We start from the raw sequence: 19,848 nt of genomic DNA, 5'->3' as shown, positions 1-19,848 counted from the left end.
CGGGGCGCGGTCCGGATCCATCGGAGCGCGACTGTCTGCGGATGTCGATAGCGTGCGGATGTCGGGAACGCAGCGCCGGCTCCGGCCCAGGGGCATCGGCGGCCACCACCGGCCGTACGAGGAAGCCGCACGAGGAAGAAGGAGAGCCCGCATGGCGATTCAGCGGATGGACAACGTCGGCATCGTCGTCGAGGACATGGACGCCGCCATCGCGTTCTTCGTGGAGCTCGGCATGGAGCTGGAGGGCCGGGGGGAGGTCCAGGGCCGCTTCGCCGACCAGTGCACCGGGCTCGACGGTGTCCACTGTGACATCGCGATGGTCCGCACCCCGGACGGCCACAGCCGGCTGGAGCTGGCGAAGTACCGCAGCCCCGCGGCGATCAGTGCCGGGCCGCGCAACCGGCCGCACAACATCACGGGCACGCACCGCGTCATGTTCGCCGTCGACGACGTCGAGGACACCGTCGCCCGGCTGCGCCCGCACGGCGCCGAACTCGTCGGCGAGATCGCCCGGTTCGAGGACAGCTATCTGCTCTGCTACGTCCGCGGCCCGGAGGGCATCATCGTCGGCCTGGCCGAGCAACTGCGCTGACGACCCCCAGGACGCGCTCCGCGCGTAATTCGTTTGACCCGGCGCCGCGGCAGCGGGAACGCTGCACTGCGGCGGGTGCCACGCGTGGTGGTGCCGGTTTTCAGGGAGGCAGTGCAGCAGTGGAGATCCGTCCCACGACCGACCAGGACCTCGACGTGTTCGTCGAGACGCTCCACACCGCGTTCGGGTGGTTCCCGGAGACCCCGGCCGAGGGCGGCGGCGGGCTCTGGTGGTCGGCGCTCGAGATGGACCGCAGCCTGCTCGCCGTGTCGGCGGACGGACGGCCCGTCGGCACCGCCGGCGCCTACCCCTTCGAGCTCACCCTGCCCGGTGGGGCCCTGGCCCCGACCTCCGGGGTCACCGCCGTCGGTGTGCTGCCCTCGCACCGGCGCCAGGGCGTGCTCAGCGCGATGATGCGGCACCAGCTCGCCGATCTGCGGGCCCGCGGGGAGTTCCTCTCCGTACTGCTGGCCTCCGAGGCCGTGATCTACCGCAGGTTCGGCTACGGGCCGGCGACCTACACGGCGCGGCTGACGGTGCCTCGCCGCCAGGCCGACCTCGCCCTCCCCCGGGCCCGCGCGGCGGCCGACGCCCCCGCGTCCGACGCGGACACCGGCTCGGTCGAGCTGCTTCGGCGTGCCGACCGCGGCACGATCCTGGAGGAGGTCTACGACCGGTACCGCCGCGCCCAGACCGGCGCGGTGTCCCGGCCGCACCGCTGGTGGGCCTTGCGCGCGGGGCAGCCCCCGATCTCTCCGGCGCCGCGCCACATCATCGTCCACCGCGACGCCGACGGCGTCCCGGACGGGTACGCCAGCTACTCGATCGGCGATCCCGACCACACCCTGACGGTCGACGAGATCATCGCCACCAACGACACCGCCACCACGGCCCTGGCCCGGTTCGTGCTCGGACACGACCTGGTCTCGCAGGTCGTGTTCAAGCACCTCCCGACCGATCACCCGCTGCGCTGGCAGCTTGCGGACTTCCGCGCCGGCCAGGTGGGCAACGACACCGACTGGCTCTGGGTGCGGCTGCTCGACATCCCGCGCGCGCTCACGGCGCGCGGCTGGTCCCTGGACGGCGAGCTCGTCCTCGACGTCGACGACCCGTTCCTCGGCGAGCACGGCCGGTACCTGCTGACCGTCCGGGACGGCAGGGCCGAGTGCGTCCCGACCGGGCGCGAGCCCGACCTGTCCCTGGACGTGAGCGACCTGGGCTCGGTCTACCTCGGCGGCACCGCCCCGAGCACGCTCGTGCGCGCCGGGCACATCCGGGCCCACCGCCCGGGCGCGGCCGCCCTCGCCGACGCCCTGTTCCGCTCCGAGCAGCCCCCGCACTGCCTGCACTGGTTCTGACCCCGCACGCGCCGACCCGCCGACCCGCCGCGTCCGGCAGCGTGGGCGGGTCGGGGCACCCCCGGCGAGGGGCTCAGCCCTGCGCCGACCGACCGCGGTACCAGTCGGCCGCGTCGGCCAGCCGGGCCAGCGGGCCGGGGCCCGGCGGGCACTGCGCGAGCCGCCAGATCTCCTCGCTGCAGTACCAGTGGTCCTGGCCCACCAGCGCGAACTGCCGCTCGGAGATCCGCCCGGGGTGCTCGTCGAGCAGGCGCAGGCACTCGGCCCAGGGCAGGCCCGGCCCCGGCAGTGCGGGCAGCACGCCGTACCCGGCGAGGGCCGCCAGCAGGTCCCCGACGCGGACCGGCTCGGGGTGGCTCGCGTGGTGGACGCCCGGCGCGACGGCCTCCGGGGCCGTGGCCAGGGCGGCGATCAGCCGGGCCAGGTCCCCGACGTCCACCACGGACAGCCGGCCCTCGCCGCCGTCCCAGAGGACCGGGACCCGGCGGACCAGTTCCTCCAGGGCGGGCACCACCCAGCGGTCACCGGCACCGGTCACCAGGCCGGGTCGGAGCACCACGGCCCCCGCCTCCCGGGCGTGGCGCTCCCCCGCCAGCCTGGTCCGGCTGGCCGCGGAGACGGGTACCGCGGGCACCCCGTCGACGGCGATGCCCCGGTGCGGCCCCGCGCCGTAGACGGCCGCCGTGGACAGGTGCACGATCCGGCCGACCCCGGCCCGGACCGCCGCGCCCATCAGCGACTCCGTCCCCCGGTCGTTGACCGCCTCGCACTCCTCCTCGCTGCCGCCGACCCTGGAGGCGAGGTGGACCAGCACGTCCGCGCCCTCGCACAGCCGGGCCGGCGAGTCGGCGTCCGTGAGGTCCCCGGCCAGCCACTCGACCGGCCCGCCGTCACGCTGCTGCGGCGGCGTGCGGACCAGCGCGCGCACCCGCACCCCCTGGTCGGCCAGCGCCCGCAGGGCGGCCGAACCGATGAACCCGGTCGACCCGGTCAGCGCGACCCTGGTCGTCACGCCCGCTCCGGGCGGCGGTCGGTCTCCAGGAACAGGCCCGCGCGGACCTCCGCCGGGGCCAGCCCGGGCAGCAGGTAGCGCCACAGCTCGGCGATCCGCTGCGGCAGGTCGGCCCGGCCGGTGGCGATCTGCGCCATGATCTGCGAGCCGGTGAAGCTGGCCACCAGGACGGTGGCGAAGCCGCGCTCGTCCGCCTCGGGCAGCAGGTCGCCCTGGTCGCGCGCGGCGGCGAGCTCGCCGCGGAAGCGCTCGATCCACTCCTCGTAGATCGAGTACTCGGCCAGCCCGGACTCGTCCTGCTCGACCGCCAGCCGCACCCCGCCCCGGAGCAGCACGTTGTGCTGCAGCTCGTGGGCCAGGTAGTAGGTGAGGTCGATCAGCTGCTGGAGGCCCTTGGGCTCCTCCGGGAGGTCCCGGAGGCCGTCGGCCTGGTGCATGATCACCGCACGGGCGAGGTCCTGCTTGGACTTGAAGTGGAAGTACATCGCCCCCTGGGTCGTCGAGGCGCGTTCCACGATCTTCATGATGGAGGCGCCGGCATAGCCCGCCTCGTCGAAGACCGCGGCCGCCGCCTCCAGGATGAGCTCCCTGGTACGAACCGCCCGTTCCTGCCTGACCTGCACAGTCACCTCACCCCATGTCCACCGATAAAGAAATCAGACGTGCTCCGTGACGAAACGGTGCGCATATGATGCTGCACCGTCTGCCCTATCAGGTCTGCCGCCACACCGACACCGATTCAAGGAAAGCGTACCCTTATGTCCAAAATCGGGACAATCACCGACCCGACCGGCGATTACACCATCACGCAGGAACTTGTCCACAAGCTGGATCCAGAAGAGGTCTTTCTCACGAACTGGCGCCGCACCGGGCCCGACTCCTTCACGGTGGCCGCACGGTGGCCCGCCGACCAGCCATTCTACCGAGCCGCCGACGGCGAGTACGAGCCGCTCCTGGTCACCGAGACAGTGCGTCAACTCTTCCCCTTGCTCTGCCACGTCGGGTACGGCACGCCGTTCGGCCATCACCTGGTCTGGGAGGGCTACCACTACGAGCTGGCACCGCACGCGCTGAGCGGCCGCGACGGCCCGGTCATGCTGGAGCTGCGGGTGGTCTGCTCCGATATCGTCCACCGCAGATCGCAGCTCGCCGCCCTCACCATGGACGTGGACGTACTGCGCGACGGAATACCCGTGGCCAGAGCGCACTCCCGTTTCACCGTCCAGGCTCCCGCGGTCTACTCCCGGCTGCGTGGTGCGAATGCGGACAGCGCGGGCGCCATGGCCGCCGCCCCGCCCGCCGCCGCCCCCATTTCGGCCCGGTATTCGGGCCGGCCCGACCCGGCCGACGTCGTCCTCACGGAATCCACGGCCGCCGGTATATCGATATCCGAATTCCCGGGGGAATTCCACGGCGCCCGCCCCGGCGGCTGGTGGCTGCGGGTCGACACCACCCACCGGAAGTACTTCGACCACCCGGTGGACCACGCCCCCGGCATGCTGCTGCTGGAGGCCGCCCGGCAGGCCGCCCAGGCCGTGCTGCACCCCCGGCCGGTACTCCCCGTCACCATGGAGGCCGGGTTCCACCGGTACGTGGAGCTGGACGCGCCCTGCCGGATCGAGGCCCGGGTGCTCCCGGACGGCCTGGTCCGGGTGACCGCCGAGCAGTACGGACAGCTCTGCTTCACCGCCGAGGTCGGCACCGCCGACCGGCCGGTGCTGGCCACGACCGCGGGTACGGCGGGGGCGGCGGACGAGCCCGGGTAAGGCCCGCCTAGGCTGTGGACGCACAGCAAAACGGGCGAACCGGACCCACCCCGGGGCCGCGAGGACGGAAAGCAGGACCCGCCGATGGGCGACGGAATGTCAGGAATGCACCACCACGGCGGGATGACACAGCTGGGCCCGTTCTCCTTCTCCGGCGTCTGGACGTGGTCGCCCGACTGGGTGTTCCTGATCGGCAGCCTGGCCGCGTTGGCGCTGTACGGCGCCGGCGTGGTCCGGCTCCACCGGCGCGGCGACCGCTGGCCGATCGGCCGGACGGTCGGCTGGGCGGCGGGCATCGGCTCGGTGATCCTGGTCACCTGCACCGGGCTGAACGACTACGGCATGGTCCTGTTCAGCGCGCACATGATGCAGCACATGGTGCTGTCCATGCTGTCGCCCATCCTGCTGCTGCTCGGCGCGCCGATCACGCTGGCGCTGCGCGCGCTGCGCCCGGCCGGCAAGGGCCGCCCGCGCGGGCCGCGCGAGCTGCTGGTGGCGCTGCTGCACAGCAGGTACGTCAAGGTGGTCTCGCACCCGGCGTTCACCATCCCGCTGTTCATCGCGAGCCTCTACGGGGTCTACTTCACCCCGCTGTTCGACTTCCTGATGCAGTACCGGCTGGGGCACATCGCCATGATGGTGCACTTCCTGGCCGCCGGGCTGGCGTTCTTCTGGCCGATCATGGGCGTGGACCCGGGCCCGCACCGGCCGAGCCACGTGATGCGGATCATCGAGCTGTTCATGGGCATGCCGTTCCACGCCTTCTTCGGTGTGGCGGTCATGATGGCCACCCACGAGCTGGTGACCACCTTCACCGAGGCGGGCGCACCGCCCGGCACGGACCTGCTGGCGGACCAGAAGCTGGCCGGCGGCATCACCTGGGCGTTCGGTGAGATCCCGACCGCGATCGTGCTGATCGCGCTGGTGTACCAGTGGATGCGCTCCGAGCAGCGGGTGTCGCGACGCCGGGACCGCGCCGAGGACCGCAACGGCGACGCCGAGCTGGCGGCGTACAACGCCTACCTGGCCTCGCTGGACAAGCGCAACCAGCGACCGGCCCCGGCGGCCGACGCCGGCTGACCCGCCCGCCGACACCACGAGACCCCCGCCCCGGCGGGGGTCTCGTCGTTCCCGACGCCCTAGGGCCGTCTTCAAACCCGCGTCTGCGGGTTTGAAGACGGCCCTAGCCCACACCTAGACCCCGCTCCTACCCCCGCCGAACCGCCCCCACTGTCTCCCCGCCCCGCCGGACGCCCGCCGCCCGAGCGGGCCGCCGACTACTTCTGGACCGTCACCACGACGAGACCGGAGTTGTCGCCGAGACAGCGGTCCTGATCGTTGATGCGCAGGAGCAGCCGCCCGTCGGCCTGGGCCTGCACCTGGCCGCCCTCACCGGCCCAGGTCACCGGGGAAGGCGGCCCGGTACCGGTCGAGCCGCTGCCGACGGCGGCCAGGAGCGCGCCGTACGGCGCGCTGTCGACGATCTTGCAGCCGGGGAGGATGTTGGCGTCATCGGCCCGGGAGTAGCCCTGGGGCCCGGTGAGGCCCACCTCCGGCTGAAGCCGGGTGTCGACCGTCCAGCCCCCCGCACCATGGGCGATCGTCACGGACTGGCCCCTCCTCACCGACACCCCGGTGTCCAGCCAGCCGGGCGTCCCGGAGGCGACCGTCATGGTGGTGCGCCGGACGTCGCCGGTCGGCACGTGGCCGGACCACTGAACCGCCTGGTACTTGAGGTGCCCGCAGTTGGCCAGTGCAGCCAGCTCCCCGGCGAAGTCCCGAGGCCTGCACGTGTCCGGGCCCAGGGCCCGGACCCACTCCTCGTCGGTGACCGGTTCGCTCGGCTCGGACGCCCGCTGCCCCTCCCGCCCGCCCGGGGTCGCGCAGATGGGGTCCACCGTGTCGGGCCCGCCGTAGCAGGAGGACTGGGCGCGGCTCTCCAGCTGGGCGGGAAGGTACGGATGGCGGGCCGCCCCGAGCGCCCGGGCGGCGATCCCGAGCGCCTTTCGGGCGCCCGGCTGGTCGGGGCTGTGCGCGGCGGGCGAGTCGCTGTCGAACATGGGGTCGCCGTAGAGCAGGACCTCGTCGATCCTGTCGTAGTACGGCTGGAGCGCGGGCTCACCTCCCGGGATCGCCGAGTACTGAAGGGCGTCGCCCAGCACCCATGCCCCCTCCGAGTAGCCGGCGAGGACGAGGTGCTGGTCCGGACAGGCCGTGGCCTGGTTCGCGATCTGCTCGGCGGCCGCACCTGCTCCCTGGGACTCGGTCTCCCGCAGGTCCTTCGGCAGTAGCTCGGGGTGCGCGGTCCCCTCGGGGTTCAGCGTGTCGCGGGTGCTCCCCGCGCGGGCCTTCGCCTCGGTGTCGGCGCTTGCCAGTGCCTTCGCCACCTCCTCTGTCAGGAAGGCGTGTTCGTACGTCGAGGGTTCGTAGTCCACCCAGCCGACGGCAAGGTTCTGCGCACCGCCGAGCGCGTCCTGCAGCTGCGGGACGACCTGGTCGTTCATGAGGCCCGGGAGGCCGAGGAACGGGCCGGGCATACCGCCCGACTTGTTCGTGATGTCGTCGTTCGGTCCGACGACCCCGCGCACGCCGATGAAGGCCCACGGCGTGCAGGGCAGCGTCGGGCCGGGCGGCTCGGTGGTGGGCGTCGCGCTCCCTGGTCCGGGCACCGACCCGGAGGAGACAGGCCCGGGTACCAGGGCGGGCGCCGCAGCGCCGGGCGAGCCCGGGGCGGCGAGGGCGACGGCCAGGACCAGAGCGGCGAGGCCGGCCCCGGCCGTCCGCTGGGCCGGGCGTTTCAACAGGTTCGCCGATTTCCGTACCAGCATGTCATCCGCTCCGCTCTCCGGTGAGGCGGTCGGTCGAGGCGGCCTCGACCCCGGGCGCACCGATGTGCCGTCCTCACTGGGCCGCCGGCAGGAGGACCACCGTCGGGGCCGCCCCGTCGGATTCGACGATTGCGGCGACCGGTTGCCGGTCGGGCCGGTAGGCGTAGCAGGCATGGACGTCGGTCGAGCCGACCGGTGGCACGCTCAGATCTCCCTGGTAGCCGAGGGTGCAGTTGTCGTCGTCCCAGACGCTGTTCTCCCGGGACGCGAAACGGGCCACACCGTCCTGGTCGATCAGCCAGATGGTGAGGTCCGTGACCTGCAGGTCCTCGAACTGGTCCGCGTTGTCCGCCTGAGCGGTGAGCCGCGTCCGGCCGGTCTCGGGCACCTGCGGGAAGTGCTCGATCGCCGTGACGGCCAGCGTCGCACTCGTGCTGTCCGGTGTGAGCGGGACCGGAGCCGGCGCTTGCGGGGTGTCGGGCTGAAGGGTGGGCGCGCAACCCGACGGGTCAGCGGGGACGGTGAGGTCGACCGACACGAGGTCGGGAATGTCCAGGCGGGTCGGGTTCACGGTGTGCGGGATCTCGCCGACTGCGGACGGCCTGACGATCGTGAGCTGACCGTTGTCATCCTGGACGTTTCCGCAGATCGCGACCCCGGTGGGGAGGGCCGGGCCTGCCACATCGTTGATCTCGGCGTCGTAGGTGGCCGTCCCCTCCGCGACCTGGAGGCTCCCACTGCCGCCTCCCAGGTGTTCGAGCGCATCGGACGGTGGCCCGTCATTGCGGATCCCGAATGCGACGGTCACCTCGTCCCAGCCCGCATGCCCGGAGCTCGGCTCCCGGAGCACCCCGAGCAGGATCGGCACGAGCCCTTCGTCTGTGTCGGCGCCGGTGCCCGCGGCCTCGGACCGGCTCCCCACGGCGGCGGGCTCAGCCGCGGAGAGAGCGGCGGGCGATGGTAAGGAGACGTTGGCCGCGGCCGCCTCGAGTCCGGTAAGAAGCACGATCGAGAAGCTCAGTCCGGTCAGAGCTGCCGTGAGAGCTGCGACTCTCGGCATGAGTCTCACCTTCCTCGTCGCCGGTACGACCTGACGACCGGCGATCGGGGAGAGTACGTGCGGGGACAAGGGGGACGGACGCCGGTAGTCGGGTGCCTGCTCTCAGCATCTGCCGCCGCCGGCGGCCCTGCAAGTCCCCCTGCCGGTGCGGGCTCGGCACCGCCCGGCTGCCTACGGTCCGGCAGCCGTCGGCGCCCCCGTCACCCGTATCGTGGGCCTGCCCCCGGCCGCGCCCGGAACCGCCCCCGGCCCCGTCTGGAACCCCCCGGCCGCGCCGGGGACGGCGGTCCCCGGGGCGACCCGGCGCCGGTCCGGCCTAGGGCTTGGACCGCTGCCGGGCCAGGCCGCTCACCAGGATGTCCAGGCCGAACTCGAAGCGCTCGTCCCCGACGTTGCGGGTGAGCGCGGCGGCCATCGAGGTGATCATCGGGTAGCGGTCGACCGGGATCGTCCCGAAGTAGTCCCGCACCTGGTCGGTGTACTCCTGCGGGTTCCCGCCGCCGCGCATCGACACCTCGAACGTGGTCGCCGTGGTGTAGAGCCCGAGCAGGTCCACGCCGTACGCGGCGGTCTGATCGTCGAGGCCGCCCGCGCGCAGGATGCCGAGCATGGTCTCGGCGACGTCCATGGCGTGCGGGGTGACGGGCACATTGGCCACCACCGCGGCCCGGGCGAGGTCCCGGTGCCCGAGCAGGACGTCCCGTGAGCGGCGCATCAGTCGCTTGATCTGCTCCTGCCAGTCCGCCGCGTCGGGCTGTTCCAGCTCGATCTCGGAGTAGGCCAGGTCGAGGACCTGCTCGACCAGCTCCTCCTTGCTCCCGATGTGGGCGTAGAGGCTCGCGGCGCCGGTGCCGAGCTCCTGGCCGACCCGCCGCATGCTCAGCGCGTCCATGCCCTCGGCGTCGACGATCCGCAGCGCGGCCTCGACGATCCGCTCCCGGCTCAGCGGCTGGCGCCGGGCCGCCGACTTCCCCTTCTCCTGCCAGTGCGCTGGCCAGCTCGGACGCGGGGCGGCGCTGGTCATCGGGGCTCCTTCGTGGTCGGCGACGGGTCCCAGACTACTTGACACGAACACCGTTCCATGGGAGAACACTGTTCGTCGCAAAAAACAGTGTTCGTTTATGCGAACATCGTTCGTTCAGCTCTCGACTACGGAGCCCCGTCCATGACCCGTCAGACCGCCCCTCCGCCCGCCACCCATCCCCCCGCCGATCCCGCCGCCAACCGCACCCCCGCCGCTTCGTCCCCCGCCAATCCGTCCCCCGCCACGGAGGGCGGGCCCGAGTCGGCCGGCTACCGGCTGCGCTGGGCCGGCCTCGCCGTGATCCTGCTCGCCGAGGTGATGGAGCTGCTCGACACCACGATCGTCGGCGTCGCCTCCCCCGCCATCCAGCGCGAGTTCGGCGGCAACGGGTCACAGATCCAGTGGATCTCCGCCGCGTACACGCTCGCCTTCGCCGTCCTGCTGATCACCGGCGGACGGCTCGGCGACCTCTTCGGCCGCAAGCGCCTGTTCGTCCTCGGCGCGGCCGGCTTCACCCTCGCCTCGGTGCTCTGCGCCGCCTCCACCGGCCCGGCCACCCTGATCGCGGCCCGGACCGCGCAGGGCCTGTGCGGCGCGCTGCTGCTCCCCCAGGGGCTCGGTCTGATCAAGACGATGTTCCCGCCGAAGGAGACCGGCGCCGCGTTCGGGCTGTTCGGCCCGGTGCTCGGCCTCTCCTCGGTGATCGGCCCGATCCTCGGCGGCTACCTCACCGACGCCGACTGGTTCGGCACCGGCTGGCGCATGATCTTCCTGATCAACCTGCCGCTCGGCGCGGTCGCGGTGCTCGCCGCCATCCGGCTGCTGCCCGCCGACCACACCACCCGCTCGGCCTCGGCCGGCCGGATCGACCCGCTCGGCGTCCTGCTGCTGAGCTGCGCCGTCCTGCTGCTGGTCTACCCGCTGGTCCAGGGCCGCGAGCTGGGCTGGCCGCTCTGGACGTACGCCGCGATGGCCGGCGCCCTGCCGGTGCTCTGGCTCTTCTCGGCCCACCAGCGCCGGGTGGTGCGGCGCGGCGGCACCCCGCTGATCGAGCCCACGCTGCTGCGCAAGCGGGCCTTCACCTCGGCCCTGGCCACCGGGCTGCTGTTCTTCGCCGCGGTGTCCGGCCTGATGCTGACCTTCACCCTCTACCTGCAGCTCGGCCTCGACTGGAGTCCGCTGCACGGCGGCCTCACGATGATCCCGCTCTCACTCGGCATCGTCGCCGGCGCGGTGCTGTCCGGCGCCGTGCTGGGCCCCCGGTACGGACGGCGCGTCCTGCACGCCGGGATGGCGGTCGCCGCGCTGGGCGCGCTCGGCATGTGGGCCAGCCTGGCGCACTGGTCCGCCGGCCTCACCAGCTGGGAGCTGAGCCCCGCGCTGGTCGTCACCGGCCTCGGCCTCGGCCTGATCATGGCACCGTTCTTCGACATCGCCCTGGCCGGGGTGGACGACCGCGAGACCGGCTCGGCCTCCGGCGTCCTCAACGCCGTCCAGCAGCTGGGCGGTTCGCTGGGGGTCGCGGTCCTCGGCACGGCCTTCTTCGGCTGGGCCGCCTCCGACGGCTTCGAGCACGGTGCGGGCTGGACCCTCGGACTCACCGGCGGCCTGCTCGCCCTGACCTTCCTGGTCGCCTTCCTCCTCCCCCGCCAGGCCCGCCCGCACGAGGAGGGGTGACCTCGCCCCCCGGAGCCCCCGCCCCCGAGCCGCCGCCCGCCCGGTCCCACCCGGCGGGCGGCGGCTCGCGGCGTAAAGGCGGCCCGGGGCGCAGCGGCGGCACCCGGCGCAGCAGCGGCCCGCCCCGCGCCCCGCGCCCCGGAGGCGGCTCCCGGCGCAGGCGAACCAGAACCCTAGGATCCGAGGATGCAAGCCCTTCTGATGGCCGCCCTGCTCGCCGTGGTGCTGCTCTCCCGGATCCAGGAGCCGAGACGTTTCGGCAACGGGGTCCTGCTCGGCCTGATCGCCGTCTGCGCGGTGCTCGGCACGGTGAGCGCGGTCGGCCACTTCTCGGCGCCGGCCGCCGACGCCGTCACGGCCGCGGTGGCGGGCGCGGTCTGGCTGAGCGGGCTGGTGGCGGCCGCCCTGCTGGTGGCCAACGGGGTCACCATGGTCCGACGGGAGGGCACCCGGCCGGCCAGCCTGCTCGCGCTGCTCACCGGCGCCGGGCTGCTCGCGCTGCTGGCGCTGCTGCTCTCGGCCACCTACCTCGGTGTCCGGGAGCTGCGGGCGGCGGCCGGCGCCGCCGTGCTGGTCGGCGGTTACGGCGCGTTCCTGCTGCTCTGCTTCCTCGGGTACACCCTGCTGTACCGGCGGCTCGCCGTCCGGCCGGGCGCGGACTACGTGGTGGTGCTGGGCGCCGGGCTGGACGGCTCCGAGGTGCCGCCGCTGCTGGCGGCCCGGCTGGACCGGGCGCTGGCGCTCTACCGGGCCGAGGAGGCCGCCGGGCACGCGCCGCTGCTGCTGGTGACCGGCGGCAAGGGCCCGGACGAGGGCTGCACCGAGGCCTCGGCCATGGCGGAGCACCTGGTCGCCCACGGCTGCCCGCGCGAGCGGATCCGGCTGGAGGAGAAGGCCACCAACACCGCCGAGAACCTCTCCTTCAGCCGGGAGCTGATGGAGCGGGAGCACCCCGGCTACCACTGCACCGTGGTGACCAGCAGCTTCCATGTGCTCCGCTCCGCCATCACGACCCGCCGCGCGGGTGTGCCCGGGCAGGTCGTGGGCGCGCCGACGGCCGGGTACTACTGGCCCAGCGCCGTGCTGCGCGAGGTGGTCGCGACGGCGCTGCTCTACCCGCGGGCGAACGCCGCCGTCCTCCTGCTGCTCGCGGCCGCGGGGGCGGTGGCGGGCCTCCAGTGGTGACGCGGGGGCCGCACAGACGCGGGGCCGCACGGACGCACAGGCCGCACGGACGCACAGGCCGCACGGACGCAGGGAGGCCCCCGGGTCGCGGATGGCGGACCCGGGGGCCTCCCGGTAGGGCTCGCGGCCGGCTCGGCGCCGACTGCTTCACCCCTGCTTCAAACCCTGCTTCGACCTGCTTCGGCTACGGTCAGCCGAGGTTGGCCAGCGCCTCGTTGAAGGTCTTCGACGGACGCATCGCGGCCGCCGCCTTGGCGGCGTCGGGCTGGTAGTAGCCGCCGATGTCGACCGGCGAGCCCTGGACCGCGATCAGCTCCTCGACGATGGCCTGCTCCTGCTCGGCCAGCGTCTTGGCGAGACCGGTGAACGCCTGCGCCAGCTCGGCGTCGGCGGTCTGCTGCGCCAGCTCCTGGGCCCAGTACAGGGCCAGGTAGAAGTGGCTGCCGCGGTTGTCGATGCCACCGAGGCGGCGGCTCGGCGACTTGTCCTCGTTGAGGAAGGTGCCGGTGGCGCGGTCCAGCGTGTCGGCCAGGACCTGGGCCCGGGCGTTGTCCGCGGTCTGCGCCAGGTGCTCGAAGCTGGCGGCCAGCGCGAAGAACTCGCCCAGGCTGTCCCAGCGCAGGTAGTTCTCCTTCACCAGCTGCTGGACGTGCTTCGGGGCGGAGCCGCCGGCGCCGGTCTCGAACAGGCCGCCGCCGTTCATCAGCGGGACGACCGACAGCATCTTGGCGCTGGTGCCCAGCTCCAGGATCGGGAAGAGGTCGGTCAGGTAGTCGCGCAGCACGTTGCCGGTGACGGAGATGGTGTTCTCGCCGCGGCGGATGCGCTCCAGCGAGAACAGGGTCGCCTCGACCGGCGACTTGATCTCGATCTGCAGGCCCTCGGTGTCGTGCTCCGGCAGGTACGCCTTGACCTTCTCGATCAGGACGGCGTCGTGCGCACGCTCCGCGTCCAGCCAGAACACGGCCGGGTCGCCGGTGGCGCGGGCGCGGGTGACGGCCAGCTTCACCCAGTCGCGGATCGGCAGGTCCTTGGTCTGGCAGGCGCGGAAGATATCGCCGGCCTCGACGGCCTGCTCCAGAACGACCTCGCCGTCGGCGCCGACCAGGCGGACGGTACCGGCGGTGCCGATCTCGAAGGTCTTGTCGTGGCTGCCGTACTCCTCGGCCGCCTGGGCCATCAGGCCGACGTTCGGCACCGAGCCGATGGTGGCCGGGTCGAGGGCGCCGTGGGCGCGGCAGTCGTCGAGGACGGCCTGGTACACGCCGGAGTAGCTGCTGTCCGGCAGCACGGCCAGGGTGTCGGCCTCCTTGCCGTCCGGACCCCACATGTGGCCGGAGGTGCGGATCATGGCCGGCATCGAGGCGTCGACGATGACGTCGCTCGGCACGTGCAGGTTGGTGATGCCCTTGTCGGAGTCGACCATGGCCAGGGCCGGGCCCTCGGCCAGCTCGGCGTCGAAGGAGGCCTTGATCTCGGCGCCGTTCGCCAGCGCGTCCAGGCCGCCCAGGATGCCGCCGAGGCCGTCGTTCGGGCGCAGGCCGGCGGCGGCGAGCGCCTCACCGTACTGGGCGAAGGTCTTCGGGAAGAAGGCGCGGACCACGTGGCCGAAGATGATCGGGTCGGAGACCTTCATCATGGTGGCCTTGAGGTGCACCGAGAACAGCACGTCCTCGGCCTTGGCACGGGCCACCTGGGCGGTGAGGAACTCGCGCAGCGCGGCGACGCGCAGCACGGAGGCGTCGACGACCTCACCGGCGAGGACCGGTACCGACTCGCGGAGCACGGTGGTGGAGCCGTCGGCGGCCACCAGCTCGATGCGCAGCGAACCGGGCTCGGCGATCACCGTGGACTTCTCGGTGGAACGGAAGTCGTTCACGCCCATGGTGGCGACGTTGGTCTTGGAGTCGGCCGACCAGGCGCCCATGCGGTGCGGGTGGGTCTTGGCGTAGTTCTTGACCGAGGCGGGGGCGCGGCGGTCGGAGTTGCCCTCGCGCAGCACCGGGTTGACGGCGCTGCCCTTGACCTTGTCGTAGCGGGCGCGGACGTCCTTGTCCTCGTCGCTCTGCGGGTCGTCCGGGTAGTCCGGCAGCGCGTAGCCCTGCGCCTGCAGCTCGGCGATGGCCGCCTTGAGCTGCGGGATGGACGCCGAGATGTTCGGCAGCTTGATGATGTTGGCGCCCGGGGTCTTGGCGAGCTCGCCCAGCTCGGCGAGGGCGTCCTCGATCCGCTGGCCCTCCTCGAGACGCTCCGGGAAGCTCGCGATGATCCGCCCGGCGAGGGAGATGTCGCGCGTCTCCACGCGCACACCGGCCGTCGAGGCGTAGGCCTGCACCACGGGCAGGAACGAGTACGTTGCCAGGGCAGGCGCCTCGTCGGTGTGCGTATAGATGATGGTCGAGTCAGTCATCGGTACTCCGCTTCACGTCTCCAACGTCTTGATGTCAAGATATCTCGTGACCGCCCCTTTACTCCACCTCCCCCCGCCCCCGGCGTGCGCCGGGCGACTCGGGCCGGCCCCGGCGGTCAGGTCCACGGTGGTCCCCGGGTGGGTGGGGGGCAAGTGGAGACCGCCGGATCGCGGCCTACGACGTGATCTGGCGCCGCTCGGCGAGGCGGGTGCCGAACGCCTCCTCGTCGGCGAGGAACCAGAGCTGGGTGCCGCGGTTGCTCTCCACCACGAAGTCGCGCAGGGCGTCGCTGGCGGCGATGTGCGCGGAGATGTCACCGAGGACGGCGAGACCGATCCGGTAGGTGACGAACTTCTGGACGATCCCGCCGGCGACCCGGGTGCTCAGCCGGAAGAAGTCGCCGTCGAGTCTGCCCGCCGGGACGACGACCCAGGTGGCGCCCTGTCCGAACGCGTCCCCGATCACGTCGGTCGCGTCGCGCTCGCTGCGGATCACCGGGCCGTCGGGGGTGAGCCGCAGGACGGTGGCGTCGTACTCAGACATGACTGTTCTCCCTGATCAGCGCGTTGATGATGACGAGCAGCTCGGCCGTGTCGGCGAGGTCCCCCAGGATGATCACCTTGAGCGTGGACCGCTCCTCGTGGTGGACGGTCTCGACCCGCAGCAGGCCGCCGCCGTCCCTGGGGCCGGCGATCGCCGCCATCAGGGTGTTGGCCAGCCGGGCGGCCTCCCGCGTCCCGATGGCGTCGATCTGGACGATCGTGGACGCGTCGGCCCGGCGCGGTTCGGGGGCCGGCTCGGGCGGTGCGGCGGGGGCGCCGGTGAACTCCTCCAGGTCCTGGCGGGCGATCCGGTACTGCTTGCCGATCCTGGTCGCCTTCAGCCGGCCGTCCCGGACGTAGCCGCGCACGGTGCGCACGTGCAGGCCCAGCAGTTCCGCCACCTGTTCCACCGAGTAGTACTGCGGCACCGGCCGTCACTCCTTTCGGGGCTTCCCTATCCTCACGCAACCTACCAGTCAGATGTGCAGGATACGGAAGGATGGTCACAACCGACCGACCGGGCGGCTCCGCGGACCGTCAGGAGTCCGTCAACGCACCGCGTCATTCGGTCAACGCCGCGTCAGGGCGGCCTCCGGCGGGGCGGGCCGGGCCTAGCGTCAAGGGAGTAGTTCCGGCAGGCCCCTCCATCACTCGGGAGCACCCGCATGGCCCGCGTCGTCTGGCACGTCCCGGTCACCGTCACCGGACGCACCACCGTCCTCCGCCTCTTCCGCCTGCGCGACGGCCGCCGCTGTGCGGTCGGCTTCAGCTCCGCCGGGGCGCTGGCCGCCCTCCTCGGGCCCGGCCAGGCCCACACCGAACTCGGCGAGCCCGCCCTGCGCGCGCTCACCGAACCGCTGGGCGTCGACGCCCTGGTCCTGGACCCGAAACTGGTGGCACCACCCGTCACCGGCCCGGTCGACCGCCCGGCCACCGCCCACGCCCAGCTCCAGCGCCGGTGACCCGCCTGCGGCTGCTCCCCGGCCCGCCGGCCGAGCCCGTCGAGGAGCGGCCCCTGCACGCGGTGGTCCGGATCGGCTTCGGTCCGGTACCGCTCGACTTCGACCGGCTCGCCGCCGAGTTCCCCGCCGTCCAGAGCGGCCTCGCCCTGGCCGGCGACGTCGACCTCGAACTCCGCCTCGCCTGCACCGGCCCCGACGAGTTACGCGCCATCTCCACCGCCCTGTTGCGGGCCGGCGCGGCCCACCTCCAGGTGGACCTGGTCCTGCGCGCCCTGACCCGCGGCCGGCCCGCCCTCCACCCCGTCCCCTGACCCGTACCGCCGACCGCCCGCGCCCCTTCCCCTTCCGGGTTCCCGCTTCCCGCCGGACGGGGAGGGGCCACGGGCGTGCCCGGACCGGCTCGCGGGTCAGGGCGGTGGCAGGACCACCGGACGCATGACGGCCACCCCGGCCGGTCAGATCTCGCGGGGGTCGCCGAGTTCCGCGCGGAGCCGGGCACGGGCGGCCGCCAGCCGGTCGACGTAGTCGGGCGCGAACACTGCGGTGAGCGTCCCGTCGAGCGTCCCGGCGATCCGCTGGACCGGTACCCACACGGCCGGGTCGTCGACGACCCGGCCCAGCTCGGTCATCTGCAGGCGGTGGAACCAGTCGGAGAGCACCAGGGCCTCGTCGGGGGTCAGGGTGATCGTGATCTTCTCATCGTCCATCGGCTCAACGTACCGTCGTGCTGTCACATGGTGGAGCCCGGTCTCCGCCGCGAGCGGAGGAGAGCAGCAGCATGGACCAGCTGACGTATGCCGAGGTCAAGGCGGCCCGGGAGCGGATCGCCGGGCGGGTGCGGCCCGTCGTGGTGGCACCCGGGGACGACACCGGACGGGTCTGGCTGGCCCTGGAGTTCCTGCAGCACACCGGGAGCTTCAAGGCGCGCGGGGCGCAGAACTTCCTGCTGGCGCACGCCGAGGCGGGCACGCTCCCGGAGGCCGGCGTGACCATCGCCTCGGGCGGGAACGCCGGGCTGGCCTGCGCCTGGGCGGCGCGCGAACTCGGCGTTCGGGCAACGGTGTTCCTGCCGCAGACGGCGCCGCCGGTGAAGGTGGCCCGACTGCGCTCCTACGGCACCGACGTGCGGCTGGCCGGTACGCAGTACGCCGAGGCGCTGGCCGCGTGTGAGGAGTTCGCGGCACAGAGCGGCGCGCTGGCCTCGCACGCCTACGACAATCCCCTGATCGCCGCCGGCGCGGGCACCGTGCTGGAGGAGATCCGCGCCCAACTGCCCGGCCTGGAAACGGTGGTGGTGTCGGTCGGCGGCGGCGGACTGTTCGCGGGGGTGGCCGCCGCGGCCCGGGAGCACGGCGTCCGGGTGGTCGCGGTGGAGCCCGTGCACAGCCGGGCGCTCAACGCGGCACTGGCGGAGGGCCGGCCGGTGGACGTCACGGTGGACTCGGTCGCGGCCGACGCGCTGGGAGCCCGCCGGGCCACGGCACTTGCCGTGCACGCTGCCCAGGATCCAGGCGTGCGTTCGGTGTTGGTCTCGGACGACGCCATCATCCGGGCCCGGCAAGGGCTTTGGGACGAGCGCCGGATCGCCGTCGAGCACGCGGCCGCCACCGCCCTCGCCGCGGTCGAGGCGGCGGAGACGGCAGAGGTGACGGCAGAGGTGACGGCAGAGGCGGCGGACGCCCTGGACGGGGAGCGCATCGCCGTCCTGCTCTGCGGCGCCAACACCGACCCGTCCGACCTGGTGGCGGCGCCGTAACCTCCGCCCTACCCGATCCCTTGACGGTCCGGCACCAGCGCGAAGGAGCGGACCTCCGGATCCGCCAGCTGCTCGGCCACGGCGCGGTCCAACAGGCGGCGCTGCTCCAGGAGTTCGGGGCGGCGTCCGTCCGGGGTGATCCGCAGCAGGTCGTCCAGGGCGGCGGCCAGTCGGCGGGTCACCTGGGGGTGGCCGGCCCCGCAGAGCCGGATCTCGGTGAAAGCCAGATCGACCATGCTGCTCCAGTCCGGCACCGGCTCGACCAGCCGGACCGTGCCCGCCCGGTCCCGGAACCGGAGGTCTCCGAAGCTCTCGTGGACGAGCATGCCGAGCAGTTGGTGGATCCGGTCGATCGCCTGGACGGCCGTGGTCGGGTCGTTGACGGCGGGCGAGAGCGCCCGGATCGCGATGTCGACCAGCTGCCGGAATCCGAAGCTGAGGTCCTGGTGCATGGTGCGGTCGACACCGACGTTGAGCGCCCAGGCGATCCGGCGCGGCCGCGGCGGCCGGGCCGCGCCCGCCACCCGGACGATCGGGGTGCCGGGCGTGATGAAGTCGCCGATCCGGGGGACGAGGTACAGCACCGCGTCGTGCTTGCGGGCGATCCGCACCAGCCGACGGATGTTGACGTCCCGCAGGACGCCCGAGCGGCCCTCGTGCAACAGCGTGAGCGCCCCTTCGGGCACCACCGGCTGCTGCGGCTCGGGCGGCATCGCGCGGTACTGGACGATGACGGCCACCGACTCGTTGGCGACCCGGTCGATCACGTGCGGCACGCGCAGCAGCCGCAGGGTGGCCTGCACGTACAGCACGAACAGCGCAAGGCTGAGCAGCACCAGCAGCACCGCGACCAGACCGGAGAAGACCGGGACGGAGGTGACCTTCGCCGGGTCGGTGGAGTCGTCGTAGCTGAGCTGGACGAGCAGCCCGAACAGGAAGGTGGCCAGGCAGACCGAGAAGGTCGCCTTGGTCAGCCGGCTGCGCACATAGAGCCTCAGCACCCGCGGCGAGAACTGGCTGGCGGCCATCTGCACGGCCACCAGAGAGATCGAGAAGACCACACCGATGAAGGTCAGCATCGCCGAAGTGACGGTCGACACCACGCTCTTGGCCGCGCCGGTGAACCGCATCAGCTCGTCCGCCGAACCGGTCTCGGCGACGCTCGCGGCGACACTGGCCTCGTCCAGCCAGGCGGTGAACCCGGCCAGCAGCATCGCCCCGATACAGGTGAGCAGTGGCGCGAACCAGAACGACTCCCGCAGGTGCTCGCGCAGCGGGGAGAGCGGACGGTAGCGGACCGCTCGGGGCGGCGCGGACTTGCGGTCGGTCATCGCCCCAGGCTAGGCCGTGGCCGACGGTTCGCGTCGGATCAGCGCGCGGCGTCGGGCGCCCGGCATTGCGACGCCCGACCGCCGGCCGGCCGCCCGGGCCCGGCCGGCGGGTGCGCCGGCGGCCGGGCCCGCTCAGGCCCGCTCAGGCCCGCTCAGCCGGGAGAGCTCCCCGATCTTCATGTGATCCACCCCGCAACGCATCCGATCGACCTTGCCCTAGCCCTGCGAGGCCGCCTCGGTCGGTGCGGTGGGCTTGGCGGGGGTGGTGGAGCGGCCGCCGCCGAAGAGCCCGAGGAACACCACCAGCGTCGGCACCAGATACAGCGCCCAGACCACCAGCTGCA

The 19,848-nt window shown here is 73.0% G+C and carries 19 protein-coding genes; 9 read left to right on the top strand and 10 right to left on the bottom strand.

Translation table 11 applies throughout. The features are described from left to right. Positions 1 to 151: 151 nt before the first annotated feature. Positions 152 to 592: a VOC family protein gene (locus tag ACGFZP_RS39085; protein WP_392942134.1), complete on the top strand. Its 441-nt coding sequence runs from the start codon at positions 152 to 154 to the stop codon at positions 590 to 592. Positions 593 to 711: 119 nt separating this feature from the next. Then, the gene (locus tag ACGFZP_RS39080) at positions 712 to 1,950 is read left to right on the top strand and encodes a GNAT family N-acetyltransferase (RefSeq protein ID WP_392942132.1); all 1,239 of its coding nucleotides are present in this window, start codon (positions 712 to 714) and stop codon (positions 1,948 to 1,950) included. A gap of 73 nt (positions 1,951 to 2,023) precedes the next feature. Here the strand turns inward: ACGFZP_RS39080 and ACGFZP_RS39075 are convergent, their stop codons facing one another. Together ACGFZP_RS39075 and ACGFZP_RS39070 are read right to left on the bottom strand one after the other, a co-directional pair. After that, a complete protein-coding gene (locus ACGFZP_RS39075) occupies positions 2,024 to 2,962 on the bottom strand; it encodes an NAD-dependent epimerase/dehydratase family protein (RefSeq protein ID WP_392942130.1) in 939 nt (312 codons plus the stop codon). Next, positions 2,959 to 3,585 (bottom strand): ScbR family autoregulator-binding transcription factor, encoded by a 627-nt coding sequence (locus ACGFZP_RS39070; RefSeq protein ID WP_392942128.1) that lies wholly within the window; start codon positions 3,583 to 3,585, stop codon positions 2,959 to 2,961. The genes ACGFZP_RS39075 and ACGFZP_RS39070 overlap by 4 nt, the downstream gene beginning before the upstream one ends. 135 nt (positions 3,586 to 3,720) lie before the next feature. Between ACGFZP_RS39070 and ACGFZP_RS39065 the strand changes: the two genes are divergently transcribed. Continuing rightward, positions 3,721 to 4,728 (top strand): ScbA/BarX family gamma-butyrolactone biosynthesis protein, encoded by a 1,008-nt coding sequence (locus ACGFZP_RS39065; protein ID WP_392942126.1) that lies wholly within the window; start codon positions 3,721 to 3,723, stop codon positions 4,726 to 4,728. Between the two features lie 105 nt (positions 4,729 to 4,833). Next, a complete protein-coding gene (locus ACGFZP_RS39060) occupies positions 4,834 to 5,808 on the top strand; it encodes a cytochrome c oxidase assembly protein (protein ID WP_392942166.1) in 975 nt (324 codons plus the stop codon). Positions 5,809 to 6,005: 197 nt separating this feature from the next. On the opposite strand, the gene ACGFZP_RS39055 is transcribed toward ACGFZP_RS39060, so the two are convergent. The 3 genes from ACGFZP_RS39055 to ACGFZP_RS39045 all read right to left on the bottom strand — a co-directional run bounded on the left by ACGFZP_RS39055 (position 6,006) and on the right by ACGFZP_RS39045 (position 9,640). Next, entirely contained in the window at positions 6,006 to 7,556 is a 1,551-nt protein-coding gene (locus ACGFZP_RS39055) for a cutinase family protein (protein ID WP_392942123.1), read from the bottom strand. 73 nt (positions 7,557 to 7,629) lie between these two features. After that, positions 7,630 to 8,625: a hypothetical protein gene (locus tag ACGFZP_RS39050; RefSeq protein WP_392942120.1), complete on the bottom strand. Its 996-nt coding sequence runs from the start codon at positions 8,623 to 8,625 to the stop codon at positions 7,630 to 7,632. A gap of 307 nt (positions 8,626 to 8,932) precedes the next feature. Then, complete coding sequence (locus ACGFZP_RS39045) at positions 8,933 to 9,640, bottom strand: TetR/AcrR family transcriptional regulator (protein ID WP_392942117.1); 708 nt, start codon at positions 9,638 to 9,640, stop codon at positions 8,933 to 8,935. Positions 9,641 to 9,781: 141 nt separating this feature from the next. Here ACGFZP_RS39045 and ACGFZP_RS39040 point away from each other — a divergent pair, with 141 nt between their 5' ends. Together ACGFZP_RS39040 and ACGFZP_RS39035 are read left to right on the top strand one after the other, a co-directional pair. Beyond that, positions 9,782 to 11,317 (top strand): MFS transporter, encoded by a 1,536-nt coding sequence (locus tag ACGFZP_RS39040; protein ID WP_392942114.1) that lies wholly within the window; start codon positions 9,782 to 9,784, stop codon positions 11,315 to 11,317. Positions 11,318 to 11,503: 186 nt separating this feature from the next. Next, on the top strand, positions 11,504 to 12,502 hold the full coding sequence (locus tag ACGFZP_RS39035; RefSeq protein ID WP_392942111.1) for a YdcF family protein: 999 nt from the start codon (positions 11,504 to 11,506) through the stop codon (positions 12,500 to 12,502). Between the two features lie 190 nt (positions 12,503 to 12,692). Here ACGFZP_RS39035 and ACGFZP_RS39030 read toward each other — a convergent pair whose 3' ends face one another. The 3 genes from ACGFZP_RS39030 to ACGFZP_RS39020 form a co-directional block, all read right to left on the bottom strand. Continuing rightward, the gene (locus ACGFZP_RS39030; protein ID WP_392942108.1) at positions 12,693 to 14,912 is read right to left on the bottom strand and encodes an NADP-dependent isocitrate dehydrogenase; all 2,220 of its coding nucleotides are present in this window, start codon (positions 14,910 to 14,912) and stop codon (positions 12,693 to 12,695) included. A 175-nt stretch (positions 14,913 to 15,087) separates the two neighbouring features. Then, complete coding sequence (locus ACGFZP_RS39025) at positions 15,088 to 15,456, bottom strand: DUF4180 domain-containing protein (protein WP_392942106.1); 369 nt, start codon at positions 15,454 to 15,456, stop codon at positions 15,088 to 15,090. Further along, complete coding sequence (locus ACGFZP_RS39020; RefSeq protein ID WP_392942104.1) at positions 15,449 to 15,883, bottom strand: helix-turn-helix domain-containing protein; 435 nt, start codon at positions 15,881 to 15,883, stop codon at positions 15,449 to 15,451. Before ACGFZP_RS39020 ends, ACGFZP_RS39025 begins: the two co-directional genes overlap by 8 nt. 237 nt (positions 15,884 to 16,120) lie before the next feature. On the opposite strand from ACGFZP_RS39020, the gene ACGFZP_RS39015 reads away from it, so the two are divergent. Next, entirely contained in the window at positions 16,121 to 16,417 is a 297-nt protein-coding gene (locus ACGFZP_RS39015) for an SAV_915 family protein (RefSeq protein ID WP_392942101.1), read from the top strand. Next, positions 16,414 to 16,728 (top strand): hypothetical protein, encoded by a 315-nt coding sequence (locus ACGFZP_RS39010; protein ID WP_392942098.1) that lies wholly within the window; start codon positions 16,414 to 16,416, stop codon positions 16,726 to 16,728. Before ACGFZP_RS39015 ends, ACGFZP_RS39010 begins: the two co-directional genes overlap by 4 nt. A gap of 144 nt (positions 16,729 to 16,872) precedes the next feature. Here the strand turns inward: ACGFZP_RS39010 and ACGFZP_RS39005 are convergent, their stop codons facing one another. Next, positions 16,873 to 17,124, bottom strand: a complete 252-nt coding sequence (locus ACGFZP_RS39005; protein ID WP_392942096.1) for a hypothetical protein — start codon at positions 17,122 to 17,124, stop codon at positions 16,873 to 16,875. A gap of 71 nt (positions 17,125 to 17,195) precedes the next feature. Between ACGFZP_RS39005 and ACGFZP_RS39000 the strand changes: the two genes are divergently transcribed. Continuing rightward, positions 17,196 to 18,173 (top strand): serine/threonine dehydratase, encoded by a 978-nt coding sequence (locus ACGFZP_RS39000; RefSeq protein WP_392942094.1) that lies wholly within the window; start codon positions 17,196 to 17,198, stop codon positions 18,171 to 18,173. An 8-nt stretch (positions 18,174 to 18,181) separates the two neighbouring features. Here ACGFZP_RS39000 and ACGFZP_RS38995 read toward each other — a convergent pair whose 3' ends face one another. After that, on the bottom strand, positions 18,182 to 19,504 hold the full coding sequence (locus tag ACGFZP_RS38995; protein WP_392942091.1) for a DUF2254 domain-containing protein: 1,323 nt from the start codon (positions 19,502 to 19,504) through the stop codon (positions 18,182 to 18,184). Between the last annotated feature and the right edge of the window lie 344 nt (positions 19,505 to 19,848).

This window comes from Kitasatospora sp. NPDC048239 (assembly GCF_043202015.1).
Classification (GTDB): Bacteria; Actinomycetota; Actinomycetes; order Streptomycetales; family Streptomycetaceae; genus Kitasatospora.
This window is presented reverse-complemented; position numbering and strand designations above follow the sequence as displayed.

What these genes read in the sequence shown, in the direction of transcription:
- ACGFZP_RS39030 (WP_392942108.1), bottom strand. Translation starts at nt 14,912, where the DNA reads ATGACTGACTCGACCATCATCTATACGCACACCGACGAGGCGCCTGCC.
- ACGFZP_RS39040 (WP_392942114.1), top strand. Translation starts at nt 9,782, where the DNA reads ATGACCCGTCAGACCGCCCCTCCGCCCGCCACCCATCCCCCCGCCGAT.
- ACGFZP_RS39055 (WP_392942123.1), bottom strand. Translation starts at nt 7,556, where the DNA reads ATGCTGGTACGGAAATCGGCGAACCTGTTGAAACGCCCGGCCCAGCGG.
- ACGFZP_RS39000 (WP_392942094.1), top strand. Translation starts at nt 17,196, where the DNA reads ATGGACCAGCTGACGTATGCCGAGGTCAAGGCGGCCCGGGAGCGGATC.
- ACGFZP_RS39060 (WP_392942166.1), top strand. Translation starts at nt 4,834, where the DNA reads ATGCACCACCACGGCGGGATGACACAGCTGGGCCCGTTCTCCTTCTCC.
- ACGFZP_RS39065 (WP_392942126.1), top strand. Translation starts at nt 3,721, where the DNA reads ATGTCCAAAATCGGGACAATCACCGACCCGACCGGCGATTACACCATC.
- ACGFZP_RS39035 (WP_392942111.1), top strand. Translation starts at nt 11,504, where the DNA reads ATGCAAGCCCTTCTGATGGCCGCCCTGCTCGCCGTGGTGCTGCTCTCC.
- ACGFZP_RS39045 (WP_392942117.1), bottom strand. Translation starts at nt 9,640, where the DNA reads ATGACCAGCGCCGCCCCGCGTCCGAGCTGGCCAGCGCACTGGCAGGAG.
- ACGFZP_RS39025 (WP_392942106.1), bottom strand. Translation starts at nt 15,456, where the DNA reads ATGTCTGAGTACGACGCCACCGTCCTGCGGCTCACCCCCGACGGCCCG.
- ACGFZP_RS38995 (WP_392942091.1), bottom strand. Translation starts at nt 19,504, where the DNA reads ATGACCGACCGCAAGTCCGCGCCGCCCCGAGCGGTCCGCTACCGTCCG.
- ACGFZP_RS39085 (WP_392942134.1), top strand. Translation starts at nt 152, where the DNA reads ATGGCGATTCAGCGGATGGACAACGTCGGCATCGTCGTCGAGGACATG.
- ACGFZP_RS39015 (WP_392942101.1), top strand. Translation starts at nt 16,121, where the DNA reads ATGGCCCGCGTCGTCTGGCACGTCCCGGTCACCGTCACCGGACGCACC.
- ACGFZP_RS39005 (WP_392942096.1), bottom strand. Translation starts at nt 17,124, where the DNA reads ATGGACGATGAGAAGATCACGATCACCCTGACCCCCGACGAGGCCCTG.